Here is a 23,950-nt window from a genome sequence, read left to right on the forward strand (position 1 = left end):
TCCTCCTTGAAAGACCTTCCGATAACTCCCTGTGCTCTGCCGGGAAGCAGTTCGTATTCGAGAAAAGTATAGCTGAATTCAGCGGATTTGTCCATCTGACGAAAGCGCCGAAGGGGCATGACGCCGGATCCCCGCTCTCTCTTTTAGCCGGCAAAAAGCCTCCCCGCTTCGGGGAGGCTTTCTCTGTATGCTCTTTCTTCTCCTTCTGTCTTCTTCCTCTGCCCTTTCCGACTTCCGATTCTCCCGCTTAGTTCGGCCCGGCAGAGAGCTCTTCGAGCGCCGCAGTCAGAAGAGGATAGGCCCGGGATCGGGCGTCCCTTTATCGGAAGGTCCAGTCGCCGTCTGCCATGACGAAGTTCTGCTCTACGGAGAGCTTATTCATCCAGTGGCGGGTCAGCGCGATGGTATAGGTCTGCTGGTCCTCCGTAAAGGCCTCGTCCCGCTTATCCCAGAGGGACTGCGGTGTCGGCCAGAGGGCGTACTTTGCTCCCACTGCGCTGTAGAAGGCGAAGGAGCCGCCGTGCTGCCCGTGATGAGCCAGCTGCACGACATCGGCCTTCAAAGCCGCGGCCCCGCGGTCCTTCAGAAGCTGCTCCGCCGCCTCATAGGGGAGGTCCCCGGTGATGAGAATCTTCTTCCCGTTGATCGTGAGCATATAGCAGATCGAGCTGTTGTTCCCGGTATCGATATCAAAGAGATAGGGCTGATTCAGGATCTGAACGTTGACATTTCCGATATCGAAGCTTGTGCCGGCGGGAGAATTGTAGTGGACCTTGCTCTGGTCATAAGCCGCGATATCGTCATAGCTCTCCTGGATAACCGGGAGCCGGTACTCCTGCTCATGTGCCTTATAGAAATCCATCGGCGCGAAGCTGTAGTAGATCTCCCCGAGGTCGATCTTCGCGAAGTCCTTCGGGTTTCCGCTCCTCTGCTGCTCCAGCATGACATCCAGTGCCCCCACATGATCCACATGGGGATGGGTTAAAAGCCAGACGGCGACCTTTCCGCCGTTTGCCTTGATATACTCCCCGAGATAGGGGGCGTTCGTCTTGAAGCCGCCGTCCACGACGATGATCCTCCCGTCATTGGACTTCACCACGATGGCGAGCTGCTGTCCGCTCTCCTTTCCCTTAATCATGGTGACAGTGGCTCCCCCGAGACCGAGCTCGTAGCTGTTCTGCCGAACCCCCTGATTCATGATGATCGGAGCGGACTTCTTCTCCGTCGTTCCCTCCGATGCGCTCCCTCCCGAGCCCGCCTGGGCGCTCTGGGCACTCTCCGGCACGGAGCTTGCAGAGACGATATTCGCGCTGCCCTGCTCCGCAAACGCCGTCACGGAATTTGTGAGGAGAAGGAGCGCTGCGCTGATCGAAAGAAGTCTTCCCGTCATTTTCTTCATCTATTCTTTACCTCCTGCTCTTACTGCCAGACACCGTTCGCGTTCACATGATAGCCGTCCGGAGTCTGCGTATCCGCATACATCGCCCCAAAGGGAAGAGAGGAACCCCGCTCAGGATTCAGATAATACCAGCTCCCGCCGATATTTCTCCAGCCGCTGAGCATCCTGCCCAGCTTCTGCGTCGCATCCGTATCAAGATAATACCATTTGCCGTCGATCTGATTCCAGCCGGTGAGCATCTTTCCGTTTTGGTCCAGGAGATACCAGTCATCCCCCTCCGGATTGATCCAGCCGGTCTGCTTCTGATTTCCCTTCAGATAGCTCCAGTCCTCACCGACCTTTTTCCAGCCGTCTCCGCTCGCAGGACCCGCTGCGGAAGAATTCGCGCTCGTCCCGTCGCTCGATACGGCGGCCCCATTGGAGCGGGCCGTGACCAGGTCAAAGCGGATCGTGTCATCGAAGTTCGCGTCCGTACTGCCGTCACTCTCCACATACTGGCTGTTTGCGACATAATGCCCCTGCTTATCCCCGCCGTGCTTTGCGCGGACGGAGATATGATCGACCTCCTTGCCGCCGTTTTGATAGGATGAGACCGAGATCTTCGGCGTCGTCACATTCTTCTTCGCCGTCTTCTCGTCTCCGTCCTTCGAAGCGTAGTAGATGACGACATCATAGCTCGCCGCATTGTCCACCTTGCTCCACTTATAGCTCTTGCCGCTCTGCTCGATCCCGCTCACATTCTTCAGCACATAGAAGGGATAGGCCTTCGCCTTGATCTTCAGCTTATCCGGAGCCTTCGACTCGATGCTGACCTCATAGGAGCCCTTCACCTCCGCGACCACATTGTCGGAGAAGCTGTTTCCCTCCGTCGGAGTGAGCTCGATCGTATAGGTAAAGGGCGTCTTCAGATTCTGGTTCTTCTGATTTTTCTTTCCGCTCTTTTGCTGCGTGCCTCCGACGGTGCTGCTGTTCTCCTTCACATTCTCTGTGCCATAGCTTGCGACCTTATAGCTCGCATCCAGCGGCTTCGGCTCCTGCCTCCCATAGGACTGCCCCGGCTGGATATCCTCATCCCCCGAGGGGCTCACGTCAAGCTTCACCATTTCAATATTCTCCGCGAAGGCGGGCATCGCGGAAAAAACTCCGAGCATCGCCGCCGCGATCAAAACCTTTCCGAACTTCATAAACTCTCCCTTCCGAGTTCCGCTCATCTCTCTCAAAAACAGCTTTCCTCTCCGATGTCGGTTCAGGCGAGCCAGACACCGGACTTATCAAAGCGGTAATTTGTGCCGTCGATCTTTTTCGTGCCGTCTGCGGCCATCACGCCGTCATCCCCCAGGTAGTACCAGTTTCCGGATATCGTCTTCCAGCCGGTCGCCATCGCGCCGTCATCCCCCAGATAGTACCACTTCTTATCGAGCTTGGTCCAGCCGCTCACCATCCGCCCGTCGGAACCAAGGTAAAACCACCTGCCCCCGACATTGGCCCAGTTCGTCGCCATCACGCCGTTTGGCTTCAGAAAATACCAGTTTCCACCGTCTCTGACCCAGCCCGTCTGCATCACGCCGTCCCCGTCCATATAGTACCAAAACTTCGAGACCTGCTTCCAGCCGCTCACCTTTTTTCGCTTCTCATAATAATACCACTTGCCGTTTTTCTGCGTCCAGCCGTCGGAGACTCCATTGCCGTCCGCCTTATTATTCGTGTTGGCGGCGCTTCCTCCCCCGGAATTCCCGGAGACCTTGCCCGATCCGCTGTTGCTCCCCGTGGCCGGAAGGCTCCCCTTCTTCGCGGAGCCGCCGCTCCCCGCGTTCTTTCTCGAGGGACTGCCCCCTCCGTAGGCCTTCCAGGAAAACTCCGTCGTGACATTTCCCTTGATGCCCTTGACCGTTCCCGCCTCTCCGGATTGCCAGATCGTTGTATTCGATCCTTTCACCGGGCGGTAGACCCTGTCCTGCGGATAGGCCGCAAACCAGATATCATAGGGGATATCCGCGATATTCATATACTCCGTGAGCCAGGTCCGGTTCGCATAGACGATGGGCGTATAGCCCGCTGCCTTCACCATCGCGCAGTACTTGTTCGCCATGGCGGTGAGGATCTCCGGCGTCGCCCCCTCGGAGAGCATATCATTGACCTCCGCGTCATAGGCGACCGGATACTGCAGCTTATACTTTTTAATCTTCCGGATCGTGAGATTCGCCTCGGCCACCGCTTCGTCCATATTTTTCGCCGTGGAGCAGAGATAGGCGCCGACCTTCAGCCCGGCCGCCTGAGCCCCCTTCACGTTCTGATCGAAATAGGGGTCCTCCTTCAGGCCGTAGGCCAGACGGACAATGACGAAGTCCAGACCGTCCGCCTTTGCCGCCTCCCAGTCGATCGCGCCATTGTCATTTTGAAACTTCGAAACCTCTGTGCCCTTCTCCAGATAGATGAGATCCGAGCCGTCCTCATTGCTGTAGCCAAGCCACGGGTTCGAAAAGGCATCCGCATCCGACTTTGTGCTCCCGCCCCCGTTCGTCCCGGAGGGGACGCCCTCGGCAGAAGAAGCCGCCGCATCGGGAGTGCCCTGAGCGGAAATCGCGCCGCTCTGATCCGATACCGCGCCCTGGCTCTGAGGAGGCGACACACTGCTCTGAACGGATGCGCCATTCTGAGGCGGAGAAGCACTGCTCTGAACGGATGCTCCGCTCTGAGGCGGTGACGCGCTGCTCTGATCCGATGCCGCGCCGCCCTCCGCGGGGATTGCCGCATTCTCACCCCCCTGCGTCGGTCCCATCAAAACTCCCGGCCCGCCGGAAGGCGAAGGACCGTCCGCAAAGCCTCTTCCGGGAAATGCCGCGCTCAAGCAAAGCCCCAGGGAAAGGAGGCAGAGCGCTCTTTGATTTCTTCGCATGGTTTATCCTCTCTTCTTCTTTGTACAGGAGGAGCTTATCAGCTAAAATATGCCGAATCAATAGGCTTTCCCCAACTGTAATGAATCGTCAGAAAAAAGAAAGCACTCTTCCTCTTCCCCTGAAAAACGGATCAGAGCAGCTTCCTTCCATCGCTTGCACCAAGCCGATCCGCTCCTGCATCGATCAGCTCCCGCGCAAACCTCGGATCACGGATTCCCCCCGAGGCCTTCACCCTGAGCCGGCCTCCTACAGCAGCCTTCATAAGCTTCACATCCTCTATCGTCGCCCCGCCTCCGGAAAATCCCGTCGAGGTCTTCACAAAAGCCGCTCCCGCCTCCTCGGAAAGAAGGCAGGCCCGCCTCTTTTCCTCCTCAGAGAGAAGGCAGGTCTCAAGAATCACCTTCACGATTCCGGGCCTCGCGGCCTCCACCACGCCCCGGATATCCTCTCTTACATAATCGTCCCTTCCGTCCTTCAGCGCTCCGACATTCAGGACCATATCGATCTCCGCCGCACCGGCCTCCACCGCTCTCTTCGCCTCCAGGGCCTTCGCCTCCGAAAGCGCCGCTCCGAGTGGAAAGCCCACGACGCAGCAGCAGAGCACGCCGCTTCCCTTGAGCTCCTCCGAGACCAGCGCCGCATGGCAGGAATTCACACAGACCGAGTGAAAATGAAAGTCCCTCGCCTCCCTGCAGCAGCGCCTCACATCCTCCTCCCGGGCGTCCGCCCTTAAAATAGTATGATCGATCCGATCCGCGATGCTCTCTTCCATCTCTCTTTTCTTCCTTTCCTTATCCCTATCCTATTCCCTGTCCAATGTCCTTTTCTGTCATTTCTCAGGATCCTGATTTTTGTGCCGCCGAAAGGGGCGGCTGCTGTGCAGCCGCCCCTTTCCTCCTAAAAGCCGCGGGAGATGACGAAATCAAACTACTCTCCGAATCGCCCGGATCGGCTTATATGTCGCGGAAACCACCGTGATTCCTCTCTTGGTACTGAGCGCACTCAGCATCCTCCCGTTTCCGAGGTAGATTCCGACATGGCCGGAATACGCGAGGATATCGCCCGGAACCGCCTGCGCGAGACTTTCCACCTTCTTCCCCACACCGGCGAGCGCACCGGAATAATGCGGAAGGGAGATCCCGAAATGCCCGTACACCGCCATGACAAAGCCGGAGCAGTCCGCACCGTTTTGAAGGCTCGCTCCGCCGTAGCGGTAGGGACGCCCGATATACTGGGAGGCAAAGCTCACGATCTGGCTCGCAAGCGGAGCATTGCTGTCATAGTTCTGCGTATCCGCAGCGGAGCCGTCCTCATTATAGAACATCCCGTTGTCGGAAAAGATCAGAAGCGGCTCCGTGCTCGCCTGAATGACATTTCCCTCCTGCGCCGTATGAGAAAGCGGGTCCGCATTCTCAAAGGAAAGAAGATCTCCCTGCTTTGCCGCAGTGCTCTGTGCACTTCCACTGCCCTGCGCATTCGCGCTGTCGATCGACATCGGATCAGAATCCGCCTCATATACCAGGGCGGCTGCGTTATCCTCCGCAGTGTCTGCATAGGCAGGCATAACCGCGGCAAAAAGCGCGCCCGCTCCGATCATCGCGGAAACTGCACTGCGATAGATCCTCTTCCATACTCTGCTCCGCTTTCCGGCATCCCTTCCTGCGAAAAGCAGGTGTATCGTTTTCTTCATCGACAACCTCTTTCTCCTGAAACCATGCTTATCCTTCCTTTCCGCGCAGAAAACGCACTGCAACTGTCCAGTGGATGGGATAAAGGATATGGCGCAAATATGGCCAAAATAAAAACTCGATCTAAAAACAATCTAAAGTTTCTTACGGAATAAATCTGATTCTTTTAAGATTTCAGGATATCAATTCTCCTCCTCCTTGATCCTCACAAAGCGCGCGCCGACGCCGTAGACCGTCACGATGGGAGAGACTTCCATAAATACATCCGGATGAGAGCCCGCGAGATAGTTCCGGAAGACGGCGGACTGACTGGGGGAGCAGATCGTGGTGAGCATCTGCTTCTCCTCCTTCGTATAGGCACCGACCACCCTGTGCACCGTCACTCCCCTGCCCTTTGACATGATGAAATCCGCGATCTCTCCGCTGCTCTTCGGGTCCTTGCTGATGATGGAGACCTTGTAGAGCTTCTGGCGGAATCCAAAGAGCATGTAGTCCATAATATAAATGGAGATCACATGATTTACAAGAGCGTAGAGCGCCACATCCTTACCGAAGACCAGGCCCAGCATAATGATGATGCAGCCGTCCAGAACCAGCATAATGCGGCTGAGCGGCAGCTTCCGAAGGACTCTCCGGTTCAGGATGCGGGCAATGGTATCGGTCCCCCCGAAGGTGACGCCCGCCCGGAGCACAAGGCCGGAGCCAAAGCCGTAGAAGAGCGAAAAATAGATGCAGACCAGAAACATCTCGCCCTCCACGAAGACGAAATGCAGCTGCCTCGTCGCGATCAGAAGCGCCGGGTACAGGATCGACACAAAGATGATCTTCGCAAACTCCGCCCGCTTCAGGGTCAGGAACGCGACCAGAAGGATCGTCAGGCTGAAGACATAGTAGATATAGCTGTAATTGATCCCGGTGAATTTCTCGATCATCTGCGAGATTCCGGTCACTCCGCTTGTGGAGAGCTGATTCGGAATCAGGATGCAGTTGATGGCAAAAGACGTGATCAGGCAGCCCGCGATGATTTGCAGAATATTGATCAGCCCGTGATACTTCTTGAAAAACTCTTCCATATTGATGTCCCGTACTTCCCGGGCTCCCTCTCCTTCAGAGACAGATCCCGCAAATTCCCCGCCGCCGGAAAAGAGGAAATGCCGCTGCAGCGACATTTCCTCTCTCAGATTTCCCTGTCCGGGAAAATCCTGCTCCTATCTTATACTCTCTTTACTTCTTTTCGTCAATGACCAGACTGTTCAATTTATGGTCCAGTGCCCAGAGAACCGCCGCGAGGACGATCAGGAGCGCCGCGATGCCGAAGTTCGCACCTGCGAAGGGAAACTTTGAGATCAGGTTGTAGAGCGGACCATAGGAGAGCCCCGCGATGAAGATCGCGAGCGTCCAGACCGCCATCATGGCGGAGAGCATCCTCGCCGGGGCAAACTTCGAGATGAAGGAGTTCCCCAGCGGAGAGAAGGTCATCTCACCGGTGGAAAGCGCGATGCCGAAGAGCACGACCCAGATCAGGCTCGCCTGTCCTCCGCCCCTCGTCACATCCGCAAGGGCAAAGATCGCAAAGGCGATGCCGAGGATTCCCATGCCGAGCGCCGTATGCTTGAAAATGCTCAGGCCGCCGCCCGGTCTCCTCGCATCCTTCGCCCAGATGGAGCCGAGCACCGGTCCCAGAAGGATACAGAGCAGTCCGTTCTCCGAATCGAAGAAGGAGGTCGGGATCTTATAGCCAAAGAGCATCCAGTTCATGCGGACCTCGTCCGCGCTCGCCCAGTAATCGTAGACGGGGAGGTAGGCCAGGTACCAGAAGATCCAGAAGATGGCGGAGAAAGCGGAGACCGCGATGATCGCCGCGACCCTCTGCTTCTCGATTCTGGTGAGAGGACGCGCCTCTCCCGCTTCCTTCTTCTCCGTCTGGGCAGCCTTGGCACTGTTCTCCGTGAGCTTAAACGGCTTCGCACCGGCTTCTCCCAGCACGCCCCAGCCCGAGAAGAACATCACGGCATCAATGAACATCGCAACCGCACAGACCAGGAAGCAGATCCGGTAGCCCTGCGTTCCCGCGAGGATGCCGATAAAGGTGGTTCCGAGGAAGGAGCCGATATTGACCATGGAATACTGCGTGGAAAACGCCTTGTCGAGATCCCTGGGATCCGAGAAGAGACGCCCCGTGATGGAGTTTGTCTGCGGCTTGAAGAGGCCGGTTCCCACGGAGACAAGAGCGATCATGATCGCGACGCCGGTGAGGCTGTGTGCCTGCCAGCCGAGGAGGTAGCCGATCCCCATCAAAACCATTCCGACCGGAACCAGATACTTGGCGCCGATCAGGTGATCCGAGATATAGGAGCCCAGCAGCGGCGCAAGATAAGTGAAGGCGACAAAAAAGGACTGATAGCTGGCCGCGGCATCCTTATGGGCTCCGAGCCCGCCCTCCATCGCCGTTGCGACAATGAACTGAAAGATCAGCCACTTCGCCGCGTAATAGGCGAAGCGCTCAAATGTGAACGCGAAATTGCAAACCCAGAATCCCGCGCCCCCCTTTCTCTTTGTGACAGTAGTTTCCATGAACCCCCCTTCTCGCCGCGCAAGGCGGCCTTTCGAAAAGCTGTTTCCTCCGGATCAGCGTCTGCGGAAAGGACAGAAAGCCCGGCACAGACCTGACTCATCGCCTTTCCCACTCTAGCACAAAGTCTATGTTTCTTCAATATTTTATTTCGATATAATTTATATTTTATAGGCAGATTGTACTAGCCCGATGGAAAAGGCTTTTTCTCTTCCATGGGCTTTCACAAGAACGCTTATCGTATCCCTCTCCCTACTTCCCGAAGACCTGCTTCCGAAGCCGGATCCCGGTGGGACTCGCCGCAAGGCCGCCGAGCGCCGTCTCCTTCAACGCCGGAGCCATGCTGTCCCCCACCGCCTTCATCGCCGCGATACACTCATCGACCGGAATCTTCAGATCAATGCCGGAGAGCGCCATGTCCGCGGAGGAGAAGGCAATCATGACACCGGAGGCATTCCTCTTGATGCAGGGGATTTCCACGAGCCCCGCCACCGGATCGCAGACCAGCCCCAGCTGATTCACGATCGCCATGCCAAGCGCATAGCCGCACTGTGTCGGCGTCCCTCCGGAAAGCTCCACAAGAGCCGCTGCCGCCATACCGGAGGCGGAGCCGCACTCCGCCTGACAGCCCCCCGACGCCCCGGCGATGGACGCCGTATTCGCGATGACCATGCCGAAGGCCCCCGCCGTGAAGATGGACATGACGACCTCCCTCTTCGGGATATCCCTGTCCTCGTACATGGAGACCAGGCAGCCGGGGAGGATGCCGCAGCTTCCCGCGGTCGGAGTCGCCACGATCCGCCCCATCGCCGCGTTGCAGTTCGAGACAGACAGCGCCCTTCCGAGAGCTCTCGTGAGGAAGCTTCCGCACAGTCCGCCCCGCCGCTCCTCAGCATAGCGGAGCATCCTCTCTCCCTCTCCGCCGGTCAGGCCCGAGGTGGAGCGAAGTCCCGCTGTACTGCCCTTTCGAACGGACTCGCACATCACATCAAAGCTTTCCTCCATCCTGGCGTAAAGCTCTTCCTCCGGCTTCTCCAGCTCCTCCGCCTGATCCCTCAGGCAAAGCTCGCTGAGCCTTATCCCATCCCGCTCCGCGGCATCGATCAGGCTCTGAATGGAATCATATCGAAGCATATCCCTCCCCCTAGCTCGCCCGGATCAAAAGCGCCTTCTCCACATCCCGAAGGTTCTGGATCTCCTCTACCATCCGATCGGGAGGGACCTGGTCGATCTCGATCGTCATGAGCGCAAGCCCCCCTCTCTCCCGGCGGCTCAGGCGGAAATTCCCGATATTGATATCCCGATATTCCTCATAGATCAGATTCGTGACGGAGGCGATGAGGCCGGGCCGGTCCCGATGCAGGACCAGGATCGTATTGTTCTCCCCCGTAAAGTCCACCCGGAGCCCATTTACGAAATCCACTCGGATATTTCCCCCTCCGATGCTGGCTCCCTGCACGCTCCCCTCGGCGCCGTCCCTTGTGAGAAAATGAATTCTCGCGGTATTCGGATGCGCATCCGGGATATCCGTCTCGACGAAGCGGTAGGGAATGCCGCGTTTTTTCGCGATATCCAGCGCGTCACGAATCTCTTCCGAATAGCTGTGAAATCCCATGATCCCCGCAAGGAGCGCTCGATCCGTGCCGTGCCCCCGGTAGGTGCGGGCGAAGGAGCCGGAGAGCTCGATCGTGAGTTCCTGAAAATCCGCTCCGCCGGAAAGCTTGTTCACCACTCTTCCGAGCCGCACCGCGCCGGCTGTATGAGAGCTGGAAGGGCCGATCATGATCGGCCCGATAATATTAAAGACGTTCATATCTCTCTTCTCCCGCGTCACAGTATAGCGAAAAATCCGGACCTTGTAAAACAAAAGATGGCGCGGCTTTGCCTCCGCTTAAAAGCGGAGAACGCCCCGCGTAAGGGCATTCTCCGCTTGATCATTCCCGAGCGGCTTCGCAGCTTTTTATAGTATTCCGCCGAGGGAGAGGAAGAGGGGGGCAAAGACGAGGGAGATGACAGTCATCAGCTTGATGAGGATGTTGATGGAGGGGCCGGAGGTATCCTTAAAGGGATCCCCCACGGTGTCTCCCACCACCGCCGCCTTATGCGCTTCACTTCCCTTTCCGCCGTTATGTCCGCCCTCGATGAATTTCTTCGCATTGTCCCAGGCGCCGCCGGAATTGGACATAAAGATCGCCATCATGACGCCGGAGGCCAGGGCTCCCGCGAGCAGCCCGCCGAGAGCCTCCGCTCCGAGAAGCAGGCCAACCGCGAGCGGCGCCGCCACCGCGAGAAGCCCCGGGACGATCATTTCCTTCAGAGCGGCATTGGTAGAGATCGCGACGCAGCTCTTATAATCCGGTCTCTCCGTGCCCTGCATAATGCCGGGCTTCTCCCGGAACTGCCGGCGGACCTCCTCGATCATCGCAAAGGCCGCGCGGCTGACAGAGCTCATCGTGAAGGCGGAGAAAAGGAAGGGAAGCATCGCTCCGAGCAAAAGCCCGATCGTGACGCGGCTGTCCAGGACATTGATGCTCTGCAGCTGCACCGCCTCCGCATAGGCCGCAAAAAGCGCGAGAGCCGTGAGCGCCGCGCTCCCGATCGCAAAGCCCTTTCCCATGGCAGCCGTCGTATTTCCCACCGCGTCGAGCTTATCCGTGATGCCGCGGACCGACTCCTCGAGTCCCGACATCTCCGCGATGCCGCCCGCATTGTCCGCGATCGGACCATAGGCGTCGACGGCGACCGTCACGGCCGTGGTGGAGAGCATGCCGACCGCGGAGAGCGCAATCCCGTAAAGGCCGAGCTCCCGATACGCGATAAAGATCGCGACCGCGATCAGAAGGATCGGGATCGCCGTGGAGCGCATGCCGACCGCGATGCCGGAGATGATATTGGTGCCGGCCCCGGTCTCCGACTGGCGCGCGATCTCCTGCACCGGCTTATAATCTCCGGAGGTGTAAAACTCCGTCACCGCTCCGATCAAGAGTCCCGCCACAAGGCCGGATACCACCGCGAGCGCCGCCTGGAAGTTCCCGAAGAGAAAATTGCTGAAAAAGAAGGCCGCGACGATTACGCCAAGAGCAGAGACATAGCTTGCAAGCTTAAGAGCCTTCTGAGGCTCATTCCCACCGCGGATGAAAAAGCTTCCGATAATACAGGCGAGCAGACCGAAGGCCGCAAGAAGCAGAGGATAGAGCACCCCCGCATCCTGAAAATAAACCGCTCCCAGCGTCAGGGCAGAGACCAGCGCCCCGACATAGGACTCGAAAAGATCCGCCCCCATGCCGGCGACATCACCGACATTATCGCCGACATTATCCGCGATCACAGCGGGATTTCTCGGATCATCCTCCGGAATCCCCGCCTCGACCTTTCCGACCAGGTCCGCTCCGACATCGGCGGCCTTGGTATAGATTCCTCCGCCAACCCTCGCAAAAAGCGCGATGGAGGAAGCTCCGAGGGAAAAGCCGGAGAGCACATTCACATCCTTTGTGATAAGAAAGACCAGGCTGACTCCCAAAACACCGAAGCCCGCGACGCACATCCCCATGACGGAGCCGCCCGCAAATGCAAGCTGCAGGGCCTGATTCATCCCGCTCCTCTCGGCTGCCGCGGCCGTGCGGACATTGGCCTTCGTCGCGGTGCTCATGCCGAAGTATCCCGCCAGAGTGGACAGAAGCGCTCCAAACACAAAGGCGAGCGCACTCACCCAGCTCCGGCTTCCCGTTCCGATCCCGATCAAAAGGAAAAGAATCGCCACGAAAAGAAGAAGAATCCGGTATTCCGAGAAAAGGAAGGCATGAGCGCCCTCGGAAATCGCGCTCGCAATCTCCTGCATCCGCTCGTTGCCTGTCTGAGCACCGATAACCCGCTGCGCCTGAAAAAACGCGAAAGCGAGAGCCGCGGCCCCGAAGAGCGGAACCAAGTAAAGTAAAGAATTCATAAATGACCTCCCGGAAGCAGCGGACTCCCTGTCCTGCAAGCCCCCCTCCCCGCTCTTCGGCGAGGCAAGCGCACAGTAAAATCCATGGATTTTGACCGTTCGTGCCGACTCATCTTAAATGAAATATTTCCATTTCGCTACAGTGTAGCACAGATTTCGGAATTTTTTTACTCTTTTTTTGCAAAAAAGGGAAAGTTTTCACTTCGCACTTCTTTCCCGTATGGCCGGAACGAAAAATGCCCGCGCAGGCAAAGCTGCCTGCGCGGGCATCGGAATCTCTCTATGCTTTTTTCGAGGTATCGACTCTTCCCCTGCAGGGACGGGCGGCTCTGCAGGCCGCCCAATGCCCCGCCGCCCGGCGATCCGTCCTTTTGCAGTCTCCGGAGAACCGTCGATTTACGGACAGATCCTTACTTTCTGTTGAACGCAGCCTTCCCCGGATATTGAGCGGCATTCCCGAGCTCCTCCTCGATCCGGAGGAGCTGATTGTACTTCGCGACCCGCTCGGAACGGCTCGGCGCTCCGGTCTTGATCTGGCAGGTATTCAGCGCCACCGCGAGATCCGCGATCGTGGTGTCCTCCGTCTCTCCGGAACGGTGGGAAGCGATCGCCGTGTAGCCGGCCTTGTGCGCCATCTTAATGGCCTCCAGCGTCTCCGACACAGAGCCGATCTGGTTCAGCTTGATGAGGATGGAGTTCGCGCAGCCGTTGTCGATCCCCTTCTTCAGTCTCTCTGTATTGGTCACAAAGAGGTCATCTCCGACGAGCTGCACTCTGTCTCCGAGCTCCTTCGTCATCTTCTTCCAGCCCTCCCAATCCTCTTCATCGAGGCCGTCCTCGATGGAGTAGATCGGATACTTATCGATCAGGGACCTCCAGTGCTCGATCAGCTGATCGGAGGTGAAGTCCCGGCCGGACTTCGGCTGATGATAGAAGCCCTTGCCCTTCTCGCTCTTCCACTCGGAGGAGGCGGCGTCCATCGCGAGGACGAAATCCTTCCCCGGCTCGTATCCCGCCTCCCGGATTGCCTTCAGGATATGCTCGATGGTATCCTCGTCGGAGTCCAGATTCGGAGCGAATCCGCCCTCATCTCCGACCGCGGTGGTATTCCCCTCCGCCTTCAGGAGCTTCTGGAGAGCGTGGAAGACCTCCGTACACCAGCGGAGTCCCTCGCGGAAGGAGGGAGCTCCCGCCGGCATAATCATAAATTCCTGCGTATCCACGGAGTTTGTCGCGTGCGCGCCGCCATTCAGAATATTCATCATCGGAACCGGGAGGCGGTTTCCGTTCACGCCGCCCAGAAAGCGGTAGAGCGGGATGCCGAGCGCCTTCGCCGCGGCATTTGCGCTGGCAATGGAAACCGCAAGAATCGCATTGGCTCCGAGCTTCGACTTATCCTTCGTCCCATCCGCTGCGAGCATCGCCCCATCCACCGCGTAGACATCCTGGGGATCCATGCCTCTTACTGCCGCGTTGATGACGGTATTGATATTCTCGACAGCCTTCAGAACGCCCTTCCCGCCGTAGCGGCTCTTGTCTCCGTCCCGAAGCTCCAGCGCCTCAAATTCCCCGGTGGACGCGCCGCTGGGGGCAGCCCCCCTCCCCACCGTGCCGCAGCTGAGATAGACCTCTGCCTCCACTGTCGGATTTCCTCTGGAATCGACGATCTCTCTTCCGATTACCTTCTCGATCTCAAGATGCTTCATCGCGTAACCCCTTTCCTCTCCGTGAATTTGGAAATGCAGCAAGATAAAATATAGGATTCCGGCGCCGAAAGTGATTCAGACTCCCGTTTGAGCGCCGGATCCCCGCCGCTCAAAGCATAATAATCGGCACAGGAAAAGTCCACTGACTTATAGTAAATCACAAAATCTGACCCGTCAACCGGGAAAGGCGGAAATCCGCGGCGGATGAAGCATAAATGATAAAGTCCTTACAAAGAAAAAAGTAAAAAGCCCCGGGCGAAGCGCAAGGCAAAATGCACTTCCCCCGGGTCCTTAAGCATCAGATATGACCGCCCCGCGGCAAATCAATAATTCTCTTCCACTCTCTCGAAGAAGGCCTTCGGATGATCACAGCAGGGGCACTTCTCCGGCGCCTCCTCCGCCTCATAGAGAAATCCGCAGTTTCTGCATCTCCAGATCGTCGGCTTTTCCTCCTTAAAGACAGTCTCGCTCTCTACTCTTTTGAGCAGCTTCTGGTATCTCTCATCGTGAGACTTCTCGACCTCCGCGACCAGCCGAAACTTTGCGGCGAGGGCAGAAAAGCCCTCCTCCTCCGCGTCCTTGGCCATCTGCTTATACATCGTCGTCCACTCGTAATTCTCGCCGGCAGCAGCTGCCTTCAGATTCGCCGCGGTATCGCCGACTCCGCCGCCGAGCCCCGCGAGCTCCTTAAACCACATCTTCCCATGGGCCTTCTCGTTGTTCGCCGTCTCCATAAAGAGCGCCGCAATCTGCTGATAGCCCTCCTTCTGTGCCTGGGAGGCGAAGAATTCATACTTATTCCTTGCCTGAGACTCCCCTGCAAACGCGGTCCAGAGGTTTTTCTCTGTCTTGCTCCCCTTGTAATCTGCCATAATCCTGTCCTCCTGAAATTTTATTTTCCCGACCTAACCCCATCGGTCCCCAATAGACTCTTCTACTCTATACCCATTCTATGGGCCTGTCATGATCTTTAAAAATACAATCACGACAGGCCATTTTACTCTACTCTATACTGTTTTCGTTTCCCCAAAAGCGCCCGGGAATTCTCCCGCCCCATAGACGCTCCCCCGATCATCCGACCTGAATAATCAGGCGTTGAAATATCTCTTCAGAAGACCCTGGAAGGCCTTTCCGTGTCTCGCCTCATCCCTCGCCATCTCGTGAACCGTGTCGTGGATCGCATCGAGGTTCAGAGCCTTCGCTCTCTTTGCCAGATCGGTCTTCCCGGCCGTTGCGCCGTTCTCCGCCTTGACACGGACCGTGAGATTCTCCTTTGTGGACGGAGAGACGACCTCACCGAGAAGCTCCGCAAAGCGGGAGGCATGATCCGCTTCCTCGAACGCGGCGATCTTGTAGTAGTCTCCGATCTCCGGATAGCCCTCCCGGTAAGCGGCTCTGGACATCGCAAGATACATCCCCACCTCGCTGCACTCTCCCTCGAAATTGGCGCGAAGATCATTCTTGATATCCTCCGGGACATCCTTCGCGACGCCGATCACATGCTCCGCTGCCCAGCTGAGCTCTCCGGTCTGCTCCACGAACTTCGATGCCGGGGCCTTGCACACCGGGCACTTCTCGGGCGGCTGCTCGCCCTCAAAGACATAACCACAGACAGAACAAACCCATGTTTTCATAAGCTAATCTCCTTTTCCGCCGTCCTCTCGGCTTAATATAGATAGACTCAACAAAGCTCTCTCAGCTCTTCTCCTGCCCGGGGGACAAATCCCCCTTCTCCTCCGCGCTGCACTGCCCGCAGACTCCCCGGAAGACAAGATCATGTCCCGTCACCCTGCCGCTGACAAAATCCTGCGCCTCCGCGTCCAGTCCTTCCGCCACCTGCATTGGCAGATCCAGTACCCTGCCGCAGCGCTCACACACAAAATGATAATGCGGACTGACCGTGGGATCAAAGCGATCCGCCCCCGAAACAAAGGAGAGCTTCCTGATCTCTCCCAGCTCTGAGAGAAGCTTCAGGTTCCGATAAACTGTTGCGAGGCTGATGCTTGGGTCGCGGCCCCGGAGCTCCGAGAAGATCACATCCGCTGTGGGATGATCCTTATGCATCCGGAGCTGATCCAGCACCTCTTCCCGCTGTCTCGAATAATTCATCGTATTTCCTTTCCAAGCCGGATTTATTTTTCGAACCTCCTGCAGTTCCGAAAAATAAAATTGATAATTACTATCAACATGGCAGATCATAGCGCAGTAATTCTGATAAGTCAAGCCCTTTTTTGTTCTTCCGGAGAAACAGTCCCGCAGCCCGGCGAGGAAAAGCCCCTACTCCGAAAAGCCAAAATAAGATATACTGATTCCGGTGCTAAAAATCCGGCTCCGCTTCGAAGCCGGAATGCGAAAGGAGGAACAGGATGAGGGAGTATAAGGCCGTCAGAGCGGGGAAGGTGAGGGAAATCTATGAGCTTTCCAAGACAAGGCTCATCATGGTTGCGACAGACCGGATCTCTGCCTTTGATATCATTCTCCAAAATGAGATTCCGGGGAAGGGAAGGATCCTGACCCAGATGTCCAGGTTCTGGTTCGACTATACAAGGGAGCTTCTTCCCAATGATTTCATCTCCGTCGATCCGAAGGATATGCCGGAGTTTTTCCAGGCTCAGTACTTTCAGGGGCGCTCCACCCTCTGTGAGAAGCTCCGGATGATTCCGATCGAATGCATCGTCCGGGGCTATATCACGGGCTCCGGCTGGGAGAATTACAAAAAAGACGGCACAATCTGCGGCAGAAAACTACCCGAAGGCCTGAGGGAATGCGAAAAGCTCCCGGAGCCTCTCTACACGCCGTCCACAAAGGCGGAGCTCGGGGAGCACGATGAAAACATCAGCTATGAGGAGAGCATCCCTCATTTAGAGAAGAGCTTCCCGGGACAGGGGCAGAGGATCGCGGAAAGGATCCGGGACGCCTCCCTCTCCATCTACCAAAAATGCGCGGACTACGCCTTAAGCCGCGGCATCATCATCGCGGACACGAAATTCGAATTCGGCCTGGATCCGGAGGGAAATGTCGTTCTCGCCGACGAGCTGCTCACGCCGGATTCCAGCCGCTTCTGGCGCCTCTCGGAATATGAGCCGGGTAGAGGGCAGTCCTCCTTTGACAAGCAGTATGTCCGAAACTGGCTGAAAGAAAATCCGGAAAACCACGGCGTACTCCCGGAGGAGGTCGTCACCAAAACCGCCGCTCTCTATGCAGAAGCATATGAGATGCTTACGGGAGGAAGAATCTGAGAAAAACCGCGGCGCTCAGCGATCCCAAAAAAGGATCACTGAGCGCCGGGACAACAGATAACCCGTACCCGCCCACAAGGCGGCCAAGCGCCGGGGAAGCAAACGTCCCGCTCATGATGCGGCAAATGGCCCACCCCCGCCTGCAAGGCGGCGGAGGGATGAGGCGGCAAAGCACCGGGGCGGAAGATGCCTCCCGTCCATAGGCGCAGAGGCTCAAATTCATGATAAGATGCCTTCAGAAATACAGCGCAGCCATCTAAGGCTCGAAGCGGATGAAGTTCGTCTTTGGCTTCGGCCCGCTCTCCGGCGCCGTCACTCCCTCTTTCCTTCCGAGCTCGATCAGCCTAAGAAGCCAGGAGAGATTCCGGGCAAGCGTCCTCATAACGAAGATTCCCTCCTCATCCTTCCTGACCTCCTCCGGGCTGTTGCCATGGACCATCGGCCAGTAGCAGGAGGAGACCAGAGGCATCTCATTGATGAGAAAATACTTATTCAGGACATCGAGGGAGGCCGTGGTGCCTGCCCTTCTCGCACTGGTGACAGCGGCGCCCGGCTTGTGCTTTAACACCGCTCCTCCGAGCTGGAAAAAGCGGTCCAGGAAGCTGAGGACCTCGCCGCTCGGGGAGGCATAGTAGACCGGGGATCCGACGATCAGAGCATCGGCCTCCATCGCTTTCTCCGCTGCCTCTCTCACCAGCTCGTCGATCTCCCCATTGACTGCGCGCTTTCCGATATAGAGGATCTCCGAGTCGATCTTCTCCTCCGAGAGGACCTTCCCGATCTCTGTCAGGGCCGTGTATGTGCAGCCCTTTTCCCTCCGACTCCCATTGATCATCAAAACCTTCATTTTATCACCTGTCCTTTCTCTCTCATATACGGCACTCCAGCTCCTCCTAAAGCCCCTTCAACAAAACCTCTTCATCAAGGCCTCTTCTATGCAGTGCGGTCCGCTTCCCCCCGGGAAGACCTCTTATCTTCTATATTATATCCCGCTTCTATCCCGATTCACTCAGCGCTGCACTCTGGCTCCCGCTCCTCCCATGACGGCCTCCACCTCTTTCCTTCTCGCCATGCTGGTGTCTCCCGGTGTGGTCATGGCCAGGGCACCGTGCGCCGCCCCGTAATTTACGGCAAGCTCCGCGTCCCCGCTCGTCATAAGGCCGTAGATGAGACCGGAGGCAAAGGAATCCCCCCCGCCGACACGGTCCATGATCTCCAGTCCCTTGTAGTCCTTTGCCTTATAGATTTTTCCCTCCGCCCAGCAAAGTGCGGACCAGTCATTGACCGTCGCCGTTCGGACCGTGCGGAGCGTCGTCGCGACCGCCTTGAAATTCGGATAGGTTTTCGCCGCCTCGGAGATCATCTTCCGGTAGCCCTCGATATTGAGCTCCTTTAAGGACTCGTCCTGCCCCTCGATCCGGAAGCCGAGGCAGGCCGTGAAATCCTCTTCGTTTCCGATCATGACATCGACATACTTCGCGACCTCGCGGTTCACCTCCTGCGCCTTCTCCTGCCCTCCGATCGCGGACCACATGGAGGGACGGTAGTTCAGGTCATAGGATACGATGGTCCCGTATTTTTTCGCCGCCTTGATCGCGGCGATGACGGTCTCCGAGGCCTGCTCGGAGAGAGCCGCATAGATCCCTCCCGTGTGGAACCAGCGCACACCGAGCTCTCCGAAAATGTGATCGAAGTCAAAATCCTCCGGCTTCGCCTTGGAAATCGCGGTATTTGCGCGGTCAGAGCAGCCCTTCGCGCCGCGGATCCCAAAGCCTCTCTCCGTGAAATTCAACCCGTTTCTGCAAACCCGCCCTATGCCGTCCGTCGGCATCCAGCGAAGCAAAGAGGTATCCACGCCGCCCTGTAATATGAAGTCCTCCACGAGATAACCGATCTCGTTCTCCGCAAGAGCGGTAATCACCGCGGTCTTAAGACCGAAGCACCTGCGGAGACCGCGGACGACATTGTACTCTCCTCCCCCCTCCCAGGCCCGGAAGGAACGGGCCGTGCGGATCCTGCCCTCTCCCGGGTCCAGGCGGAGCATTACCTCCCCCAGTGAAACCGCATCGAATTTACAATCCTTCGCATCTCTCAGGTCCAGCTTCATTCTTCCCTCCATTTTTGCTTTCTCAGTCTCCGCGTTCCGCGCTCCCGGCCCGGAAAGTCCCCCATAAGAGGCGGAAAATGCCGTTTCCGTAAGCGCTTACATCCGTGGAGATATTATAGCACAGGAAGGGCGGAGAGTCCACCGGAGCGGATATCACTTGGCTCTATTTCTATCCTCATCGGAGCGGCACGAAGTCCTCCGGACGGCAGATGATGCTACTGCATCACCTTATTGAGAAGCTCCTGATAGCTGTCCACATGGTCATAGCTCACAAGGCCGTCCGACAGCTTTTCGAACAGCTTTTTCGCGCAGTCGATCTTGGATTTTTCGATCGGGCGCAGATCGAGGCTTTCCATGCTTCCTTTGGTCTCGGCGACGAAATAGACGTGCTTGACCTTCCCTTCATAGAATACAATCGCCCAGTCGGGAGAATAATGCCCAAGCGGTGTGGGAATGTAGAATCCCCTCGGCAGCTTGGCATAGATAAACACCTCCTCCGCCCCGTCAAGGCTTTCCGCAAAGCGGCGTTCCACGCTCTTTTCCGCCGTGCCGTCCGTGAAGACATAGTCCTGAATCGCCTTTTTCGAAAGATAAGCCCTGTCCATCGTCAGCTTATGCTTCTCCACGGTAAAGATGCTGCTGTCATACTGTCCCTCAATCGTGTCGTAACTAATGTGCTCCACGATCATCGCGGCCTTCTGCTCCTTTATAAGCCGGATCACCTTCTTGATAAATTCCTCCGGATTATTTCGATACATGGAAAAGGTCATCGGGCGAATTCCCTGAAGGATCGCCGCCGCAGTGCGCCTGGTTAAAACCGCGGCCTCCGCGATCTTTCCGAGAAGATCATAGCGAAGCCCGCTGCTGTTGGCATGCTTCAGGACACTGGTCCTGCTCTTCGCATCATAGAAGCCGGAGCGCTCCCGGAGCATATCGGCGTTCAGCATCTCCCTCTGTCCCGCAGATCTCACGGTATATTGCAGCTCACTGACATAGAGCTCGCTGTCAATGTGCTTAATGGCCTTCTGAATCAGCTCCTCCGAATCGAAATCCACCGTATAAGCATATTTATGGTTGATTTTCTTCCAGAGCCTTTGGAATTCAGCCTTCTCAAAGCGTTCGTTCAGCGGATTTTCCAGCACCTTTGGCTTATTGCCGTCCTCGAACATGGCTTTCAACAGACTGTCGTCATAAATTGCCTGTACCAGCGCGTGGACACCGACCTCGATCGATCTCAATATCTCCGGAAGCGGGGCCAGATTCCCGGCCTCGGCATCCTCCCGGTATTCCCCGGTGACATTGTCTTCCTCATCCACATAATTATTTCGTACCAGATATTGATAGATCGCCCGCGCCTGATGCTCGTCCACCCTGACAGACCTTCCGTCCCGCTGGATAGTCCTTCCTGAAAAATACGAAATCGACGCCTTTCGCGGGCGCTCATAGAGCACAGCCTCTGTCTGCTTTTGGAGACCGTCTACGAAAGACGCATAGCTCTCACTGGCGATGACAGTCAGCACATTGACATCCTGTACCTTATCCCCCAGAGCCTCCGCATCCATGCGGTTCCCGCTCTGATTTACACAAAGGCGCAGACCGCGCCCCACCTCCTGGCGCCTCTGCACCGTGCTGTCACTGTGCTTCAGGGTACAGATCTGAAACACGTTCGGGTTGTCCCAGCCTTCACGGAGCGCAGAATGAGAGAAGATAAATCGAGTCGGCTCTTCAAAGGATAAAAGCCGCTCCTTGTTCTTAAGGATCAGATCATAGGCGGAGATATCGTCCGACAGATCCGTGCCGCGCTTGACGGAACTGTTCGCCATACGCCCCTTTTTGTCAATGCTGAAGTAGCCCTTATGCACCTCATGGACATCGACCGAATCCAGATAGGCCGTATAGGCCGGATCGAGCAGCGTCCTGTACTCATTCATCACAGAGAGGTATTCCTGCTCAAAAATTCTCCCATACTCCCCCGTAAGCTCTCTGCCTTCCTCGTCATATCGGCGGTATTTCGAGACCTCGTCGATGAAGAAGAGGGACAGCGTCTTAATCCCCATCCCAAAGAGCTCCCGCTCCTTCTCAAAGTGAGAGAGGATCGTCTCCCGGATCTGTACCCGGCGCATATCTTCCTCCGATACATCGCCGACCACATCGCCCTTTCGCAGCGTATCGCCGTTTGTAAAGCTCATACTGCCGGTAAACGGGTCGATCTCCGAGACGACAAAGCCCTTATATTGCTCCATCTCCCCGGAGAGATAGTAGAGATTATCTCCCACATTCAGCTTTTTGAACTCACGCCTTGCGGCATTGCCGTGCGCTGTTTCCAGCTCGATCCGCGCCTGAGGAGGATTCTTCGGAGACAGAAGGATGCTCTCCAGGTAGAGATATCGGTCGGTGCCTCGCAGATTCTTGATCTCAAAGCCCTTGACCTCGATTTTCTTCACCAGGCGCTTGTTGTACGCATCCAGTGCATCCAGTACATAGATCAGATTATGCTGCTTTCTATGAGTCGCAGAGTAATTCAAAGTAAAGAGAGGATGGAAGCTCTTCAGCGCCCTCTGTGTGGCGGAATCCTCTTTTCCCATCCTCTGTGGCTCATCTAGTATCAGAATTGGCCTGTTCGCGGCGATGACATCGATCGGCCTTCGAGATCCGAACTCATCCCGCTTGCTATAGATAATTCTCGCAGCGGCATCACCCCTGCGGCCTTCTACATTCTTGTCCTCATTCAGGGAGGCGGCAAAGGCCTGTGTATTGATAATCATGACATTGATGCCGGAACTCCCGGAGAAGGAATCCAATTGGTTCAGGCTGCTGCTCTTATAGACGAAGAAGCGGGCCTTCCTGCCATAGCACTCCATGAAATGATCCGCCGTAATCTCGAAGGACTTTTTTACGCCCTCGCGGATGGCAATGCTCGGAACTACAACGATGAACTTACTCCAGCCATAGCGCTTGTTCAGCTCAAACATGGTCTTAATGTAGACATAGGTCTTGCCTGTGCCGGTCTCCATCTCGATATCCAGGGAACAGCGTCCCATCGGAGCGACGAGCGAAGCGGACTGATGAATGCCGCTCTCGTTCTGAATCGTCTGAATATTTTGAAGAAGCTGCTCATCCGTCAGTAAAAGCGCTTCATTCTTAAAGCCGGAATCATCGCCCGGGTCCTGCAGCTCCAGCCGGTCTCCATCCTCCTCCGACAGCAGCAGGCTGAGCTGCCTGCCGCTCTCCTTCCGGGTCCCGACATCCCGCATATAGGATACCCCCGCATGATAGGGCTGTCCCTGAAAAACCCGTGCGACAGCGTCCACGGCATCCGTCTGATACTGCTGGATTTTAAAACTAAACTTCATCCTTGCGCCTCAGCCCCCGTTCCAGTGTGAGAAAACGATCGAAATCGCTCTCATAAAGCTGATCCTGCACCACTCGATACTTTTCGTATTCTGTCTCCGCATGGAGCTTGGCCTGCTCCGCGCTGATCTTGCCCGGTCCGGTCAAGATCTCATTTCCGTTAAACTCAAGGAAGCCGTCGAGACGCTTTGCCCAGTCCTCCATGCTCATGGGGATCTTCCTCTCCGCCTGAAGCTCCGCATAGTCCAGATAGAGCGAGACAATTCTTTCCAGATAATGCATCTCCTGCTCGCTCAGGTAGTTCTTGGCAATCGTCACATCTGCCTTCAGGATCTTTCCATCCGGGGCATTCTCCCATGTGCTGAGACCCATATGCTCCTTTTCGACGTCCGCACGCTCAAAGATCAGCTCCGCCGCCGTATGCCGATGGACGGCAAAATGCATCTTGTTCTGCACGGCCTGAAAGAAAAGGCGGGTCGTCTTCGCATTTTTATCATAATCAAAGGCCGTTGCGTAGAGGTCCGTGACTTTCTGATAGAACTTTCGCTCGGACAAGCGTATCTCGCGGATTTTCTGAAGCTGCCGCTCAAAGTATTCATCCGTGAACATGTGGCCTTTTTTCAGGCGTTCCACATCCATGCTCCAGCCCTGGATCGTGTAGTCTTTCACTATCTGCCCGGCCCATTTTCGAAATTGCACGGCGCGCGGATTATTCACCTTGAATCCAACGGCGATAATCATTTGCAGGTTATAATGATCCTGATTGCGGCTGACCTGCCGACTGCCCTCGGTTTGAACCGTCAAGTATTTCTTTACCGTTGCCTCCGGTGTCAGCTCACCATCTGCATAAATGCGGCTGATATGCTGGGAAATTGCCTGCTTAGATACATCATACAGCGCTGCCATCATCTTCTGTGTCAACCAGATATTCTCATCCTCATAACGCATTTCAAAGCTTGTGTCGCTTTCCCCGGTGGAGGCCACAAAGGTCAGATACTCCGCTGCGGAGCTGTGAATATCAAGCTCTTTTCTCTTATTTTCCGCCATA

The 23,950-nt window shown here is 56.5% G+C and carries 19 protein-coding genes; 1 reads left to right on the forward strand and 18 read right to left on the reverse strand.

The window, feature by feature from the left end; translation table 11 throughout:
* Nucleotides 1-319: 319 nt before the first annotated feature.
* The 14 genes from HMPREF1986_RS04985 to HMPREF1986_RS05050 form a co-directional block, all read right to left on the reverse strand.
* Nucleotides 320-1,399 carry a ComEC/Rec2 family competence protein gene (locus HMPREF1986_RS04985; protein WP_021773683.1) on the reverse strand — a complete coding sequence of 360 codons (1,080 nt, stop codon included), beginning with the start codon at nt 1,397-1,399 and terminating at the stop codon, nt 320-322.
* A gap of 20 nt (nt 1,400-1,419) precedes the next feature.
* Nucleotides 1,420-2,583: a hypothetical protein gene (locus tag HMPREF1986_RS04990; protein ID WP_242651590.1), complete on the reverse strand. Its 1,164-nt coding sequence runs from the start codon at nt 2,581-2,583 to the stop codon at nt 1,420-1,422.
* Nucleotides 2,584-2,645: 62 nt separating this feature from the next.
* Complete coding sequence (locus HMPREF1986_RS04995) at nt 2,646-4,295, reverse strand: glycoside hydrolase family 25 protein (protein WP_242837354.1); 1,650 nt, start codon at nt 4,293-4,295, stop codon at nt 2,646-2,648.
* 131 nt (nt 4,296-4,426) lie between these two features.
* Nucleotides 4,427-5,068, reverse strand: coding sequence for a deoxyribose-phosphate aldolase (gene deoC, locus HMPREF1986_RS05000; RefSeq protein ID WP_021773685.1), 642 nt, complete (start codon nt 5,066-5,068; stop codon nt 4,427-4,429).
* 150 nt (nt 5,069-5,218) lie between these two features.
* Nucleotides 5,219-5,986: a C40 family peptidase gene (locus tag HMPREF1986_RS12555; RefSeq protein ID WP_021773686.1), complete on the reverse strand. Its 768-nt coding sequence runs from the start codon at nt 5,984-5,986 to the stop codon at nt 5,219-5,221.
* A 180-nt stretch (nt 5,987-6,166) separates the two neighbouring features.
* Nucleotides 6,167-7,057 carry a YitT family protein gene (locus HMPREF1986_RS05010; RefSeq protein WP_036599411.1) on the reverse strand — a complete coding sequence of 297 codons (891 nt, stop codon included), beginning with the start codon at nt 7,055-7,057 and terminating at the stop codon, nt 6,167-6,169.
* Nucleotides 7,058-7,208: 151 nt separating this feature from the next.
* On the reverse strand, nt 7,209-8,558 hold the full coding sequence (locus HMPREF1986_RS05015) for a peptide MFS transporter (RefSeq protein WP_021773689.1): 1,350 nt from the start codon (nt 8,556-8,558) through the stop codon (nt 7,209-7,211).
* Nucleotides 8,559-8,808: 250 nt separating this feature from the next.
* Nucleotides 8,809-9,690 carry an L-serine ammonia-lyase, iron-sulfur-dependent, subunit alpha gene (sdaAA, locus tag HMPREF1986_RS05020; protein WP_009213852.1) on the reverse strand — a complete coding sequence of 294 codons (882 nt, stop codon included), beginning with the start codon at nt 9,688-9,690 and terminating at the stop codon, nt 8,809-8,811.
* A gap of 10 nt (nt 9,691-9,700) precedes the next feature.
* Nucleotides 9,701-10,369 (reverse strand): L-serine ammonia-lyase, iron-sulfur-dependent subunit beta, encoded by a 669-nt coding sequence (gene sdaAB / locus HMPREF1986_RS05025; protein ID WP_036599413.1) that lies wholly within the window; start codon nt 10,367-10,369, stop codon nt 9,701-9,703.
* 147 nt (nt 10,370-10,516) lie between these two features.
* The gene (locus HMPREF1986_RS05030; RefSeq protein WP_021773691.1) at nt 10,517-12,499 is read right to left on the reverse strand and encodes a sodium-translocating pyrophosphatase; all 1,983 of its coding nucleotides are present in this window, start codon (nt 12,497-12,499) and stop codon (nt 10,517-10,519) included.
* A gap of 410 nt (nt 12,500-12,909) precedes the next feature.
* Nucleotides 12,910-14,205, reverse strand: a complete 1,296-nt coding sequence (gene eno / locus HMPREF1986_RS05035) for a phosphopyruvate hydratase (protein ID WP_021773693.1) — start codon at nt 14,203-14,205, stop codon at nt 12,910-12,912.
* Nucleotides 14,206-14,528: 323 nt separating this feature from the next.
* Entirely contained in the window at nt 14,529-15,077 is a 549-nt protein-coding gene (rbr, locus tag HMPREF1986_RS05040) for a rubrerythrin (RefSeq protein ID WP_021773695.1), read from the reverse strand.
* Between the two features lie 216 nt (nt 15,078-15,293).
* Nucleotides 15,294-15,839, reverse strand: coding sequence for an NADH peroxidase (locus tag HMPREF1986_RS05045; RefSeq protein WP_009213845.1), 546 nt, complete (start codon nt 15,837-15,839; stop codon nt 15,294-15,296).
* A 61-nt stretch (nt 15,840-15,900) separates the two neighbouring features.
* Nucleotides 15,901-16,314 (reverse strand): Fur family transcriptional regulator, encoded by a 414-nt coding sequence (locus tag HMPREF1986_RS05050; protein ID WP_036599384.1) that lies wholly within the window; start codon nt 16,312-16,314, stop codon nt 15,901-15,903.
* A 257-nt stretch (nt 16,315-16,571) separates the two neighbouring features.
* Between HMPREF1986_RS05050 and HMPREF1986_RS05055 the strand changes: the two genes are divergently transcribed.
* Complete coding sequence (locus HMPREF1986_RS05055; RefSeq protein ID WP_021773698.1) at nt 16,572-17,444, forward strand: phosphoribosylaminoimidazolesuccinocarboxamide synthase; 873 nt, start codon at nt 16,572-16,574, stop codon at nt 17,442-17,444.
* A gap of 256 nt (nt 17,445-17,700) precedes the next feature.
* On the opposite strand, the gene HMPREF1986_RS05060 is transcribed toward HMPREF1986_RS05055, so the two are convergent.
* The 4 genes from HMPREF1986_RS05060 to HMPREF1986_RS05075 all read right to left on the reverse strand — a co-directional run bounded on the left by HMPREF1986_RS05060 (nt 17,701) and on the right by HMPREF1986_RS05075 (nt 23,949).
* Nucleotides 17,701-18,291: a flavodoxin family protein gene (locus HMPREF1986_RS05060; protein WP_021773699.1), complete on the reverse strand. Its 591-nt coding sequence runs from the start codon at nt 18,289-18,291 to the stop codon at nt 17,701-17,703.
* A 162-nt stretch (nt 18,292-18,453) separates the two neighbouring features.
* Nucleotides 18,454-19,551, reverse strand: a complete 1,098-nt coding sequence (locus tag HMPREF1986_RS05065; RefSeq protein ID WP_036599414.1) for a sugar kinase — start codon at nt 19,549-19,551, stop codon at nt 18,454-18,456.
* A 215-nt stretch (nt 19,552-19,766) separates the two neighbouring features.
* Nucleotides 19,767-22,904, reverse strand: a complete 3,138-nt coding sequence (locus tag HMPREF1986_RS05070) for a type III restriction-modification system endonuclease (protein ID WP_021773702.1) — start codon at nt 22,902-22,904, stop codon at nt 19,767-19,769.
* Nucleotides 22,894-23,949: a virulence RhuM family protein gene (locus tag HMPREF1986_RS05075; RefSeq protein ID WP_021773703.1), complete on the reverse strand. Its 1,056-nt coding sequence runs from the start codon at nt 23,947-23,949 to the stop codon at nt 22,894-22,896. The genes HMPREF1986_RS05070 and HMPREF1986_RS05075 overlap by 11 nt, the downstream gene beginning before the upstream one ends.
* Nucleotide 23,950: the final 1 nt, after the last annotated feature.

The organism is Oribacterium sp. oral taxon 078 str. F0263, from assembly GCF_000469565.1.
Taxonomy (GTDB): domain Bacteria; phylum Bacillota; class Clostridia; order Lachnospirales; family Lachnospiraceae; genus Oribacterium.

Bases quoted from the DNA above. Each gene is read 5' to 3' on its own strand.
- HMPREF1986_RS04985 (WP_021773683.1), bottom strand. From the start codon at position 1,399: ATGAAGAAAATGACGGGAAGACTTCTTTCGATCAGCGCAGCGCTCCTT.
- HMPREF1986_RS04990 (WP_242651590.1), bottom strand. From the start codon at position 2,583: ATGAAGTTCGGAAAGGTTTTGATCGCGGCGGCGATGCTCGGAGTTTTT.
- HMPREF1986_RS04995 (WP_242837354.1), bottom strand. From the start codon at position 4,295: ATGCGAAGAAATCAAAGAGCGCTCTGCCTCCTTTCCCTGGGGCTTTGC.
- deoC (WP_021773685.1), bottom strand. From the start codon at position 5,068: ATGGAAGAGAGCATCGCGGATCGGATCGATCATACTATTTTAAGGGCG.
- HMPREF1986_RS12555 (WP_021773686.1), bottom strand. From the start codon at position 5,986: ATGAAGAAAACGATACACCTGCTTTTCGCAGGAAGGGATGCCGGAAAG.
- HMPREF1986_RS05010 (WP_036599411.1), bottom strand. From the start codon at position 7,057: ATGGAAGAGTTTTTCAAGAAGTATCACGGGCTGATCAATATTCTGCAA.
- HMPREF1986_RS05015 (WP_021773689.1), bottom strand. From the start codon at position 8,558: ATGGAAACTACTGTCACAAAGAGAAAGGGGGGCGCGGGATTCTGGGTT.
- sdaAA (WP_009213852.1), bottom strand. From the start codon at position 9,690: ATGCTTCGATATGATTCCATTCAGAGCCTGATCGATGCCGCGGAGCGG.
- sdaAB (WP_036599413.1), bottom strand. From the start codon at position 10,369: ATGAACGTCTTTAATATTATCGGGCCGATCATGATCGGCCCTTCCAGC.
- HMPREF1986_RS05030 (WP_021773691.1), bottom strand. From the start codon at position 12,499: ATGAATTCTTTACTTTACTTGGTTCCGCTCTTCGGGGCCGCGGCTCTC.
- eno (WP_021773693.1), bottom strand. From the start codon at position 14,205: ATGAAGCATCTTGAGATCGAGAAGGTAATCGGAAGAGAGATCGTCGAT.
- rbr (WP_021773695.1), bottom strand. From the start codon at position 15,077: ATGGCAGATTACAAGGGGAGCAAGACAGAGAAAAACCTCTGGACCGCG.
- HMPREF1986_RS05045 (WP_009213845.1), bottom strand. From the start codon at position 15,839: ATGAAAACATGGGTTTGTTCTGTCTGTGGTTATGTCTTTGAGGGCGAG.
- HMPREF1986_RS05050 (WP_036599384.1), bottom strand. From the start codon at position 16,314: ATGAATTATTCGAGACAGCGGGAAGAGGTGCTGGATCAGCTCCGGATG.
- HMPREF1986_RS05055 (WP_021773698.1), top strand. From the start codon at position 16,572: ATGAGGGAGTATAAGGCCGTCAGAGCGGGGAAGGTGAGGGAAATCTAT.
- HMPREF1986_RS05060 (WP_021773699.1), bottom strand. From the start codon at position 18,291: ATGAAGGTTTTGATGATCAATGGGAGTCGGAGGGAAAAGGGCTGCACA.
- HMPREF1986_RS05065 (WP_036599414.1), bottom strand. From the start codon at position 19,551: ATGAAGCTGGACCTGAGAGATGCGAAGGATTGTAAATTCGATGCGGTT.
- HMPREF1986_RS05070 (WP_021773702.1), bottom strand. From the start codon at position 22,904: ATGAAGTTTAGTTTTAAAATCCAGCAGTATCAGACGGATGCCGTGGAC.
- HMPREF1986_RS05075 (WP_021773703.1), bottom strand. From the start codon at position 23,949: ATGGCGGAAAATAAGAGAAAAGAGCTTGATATTCACAGCTCCGCAGCG.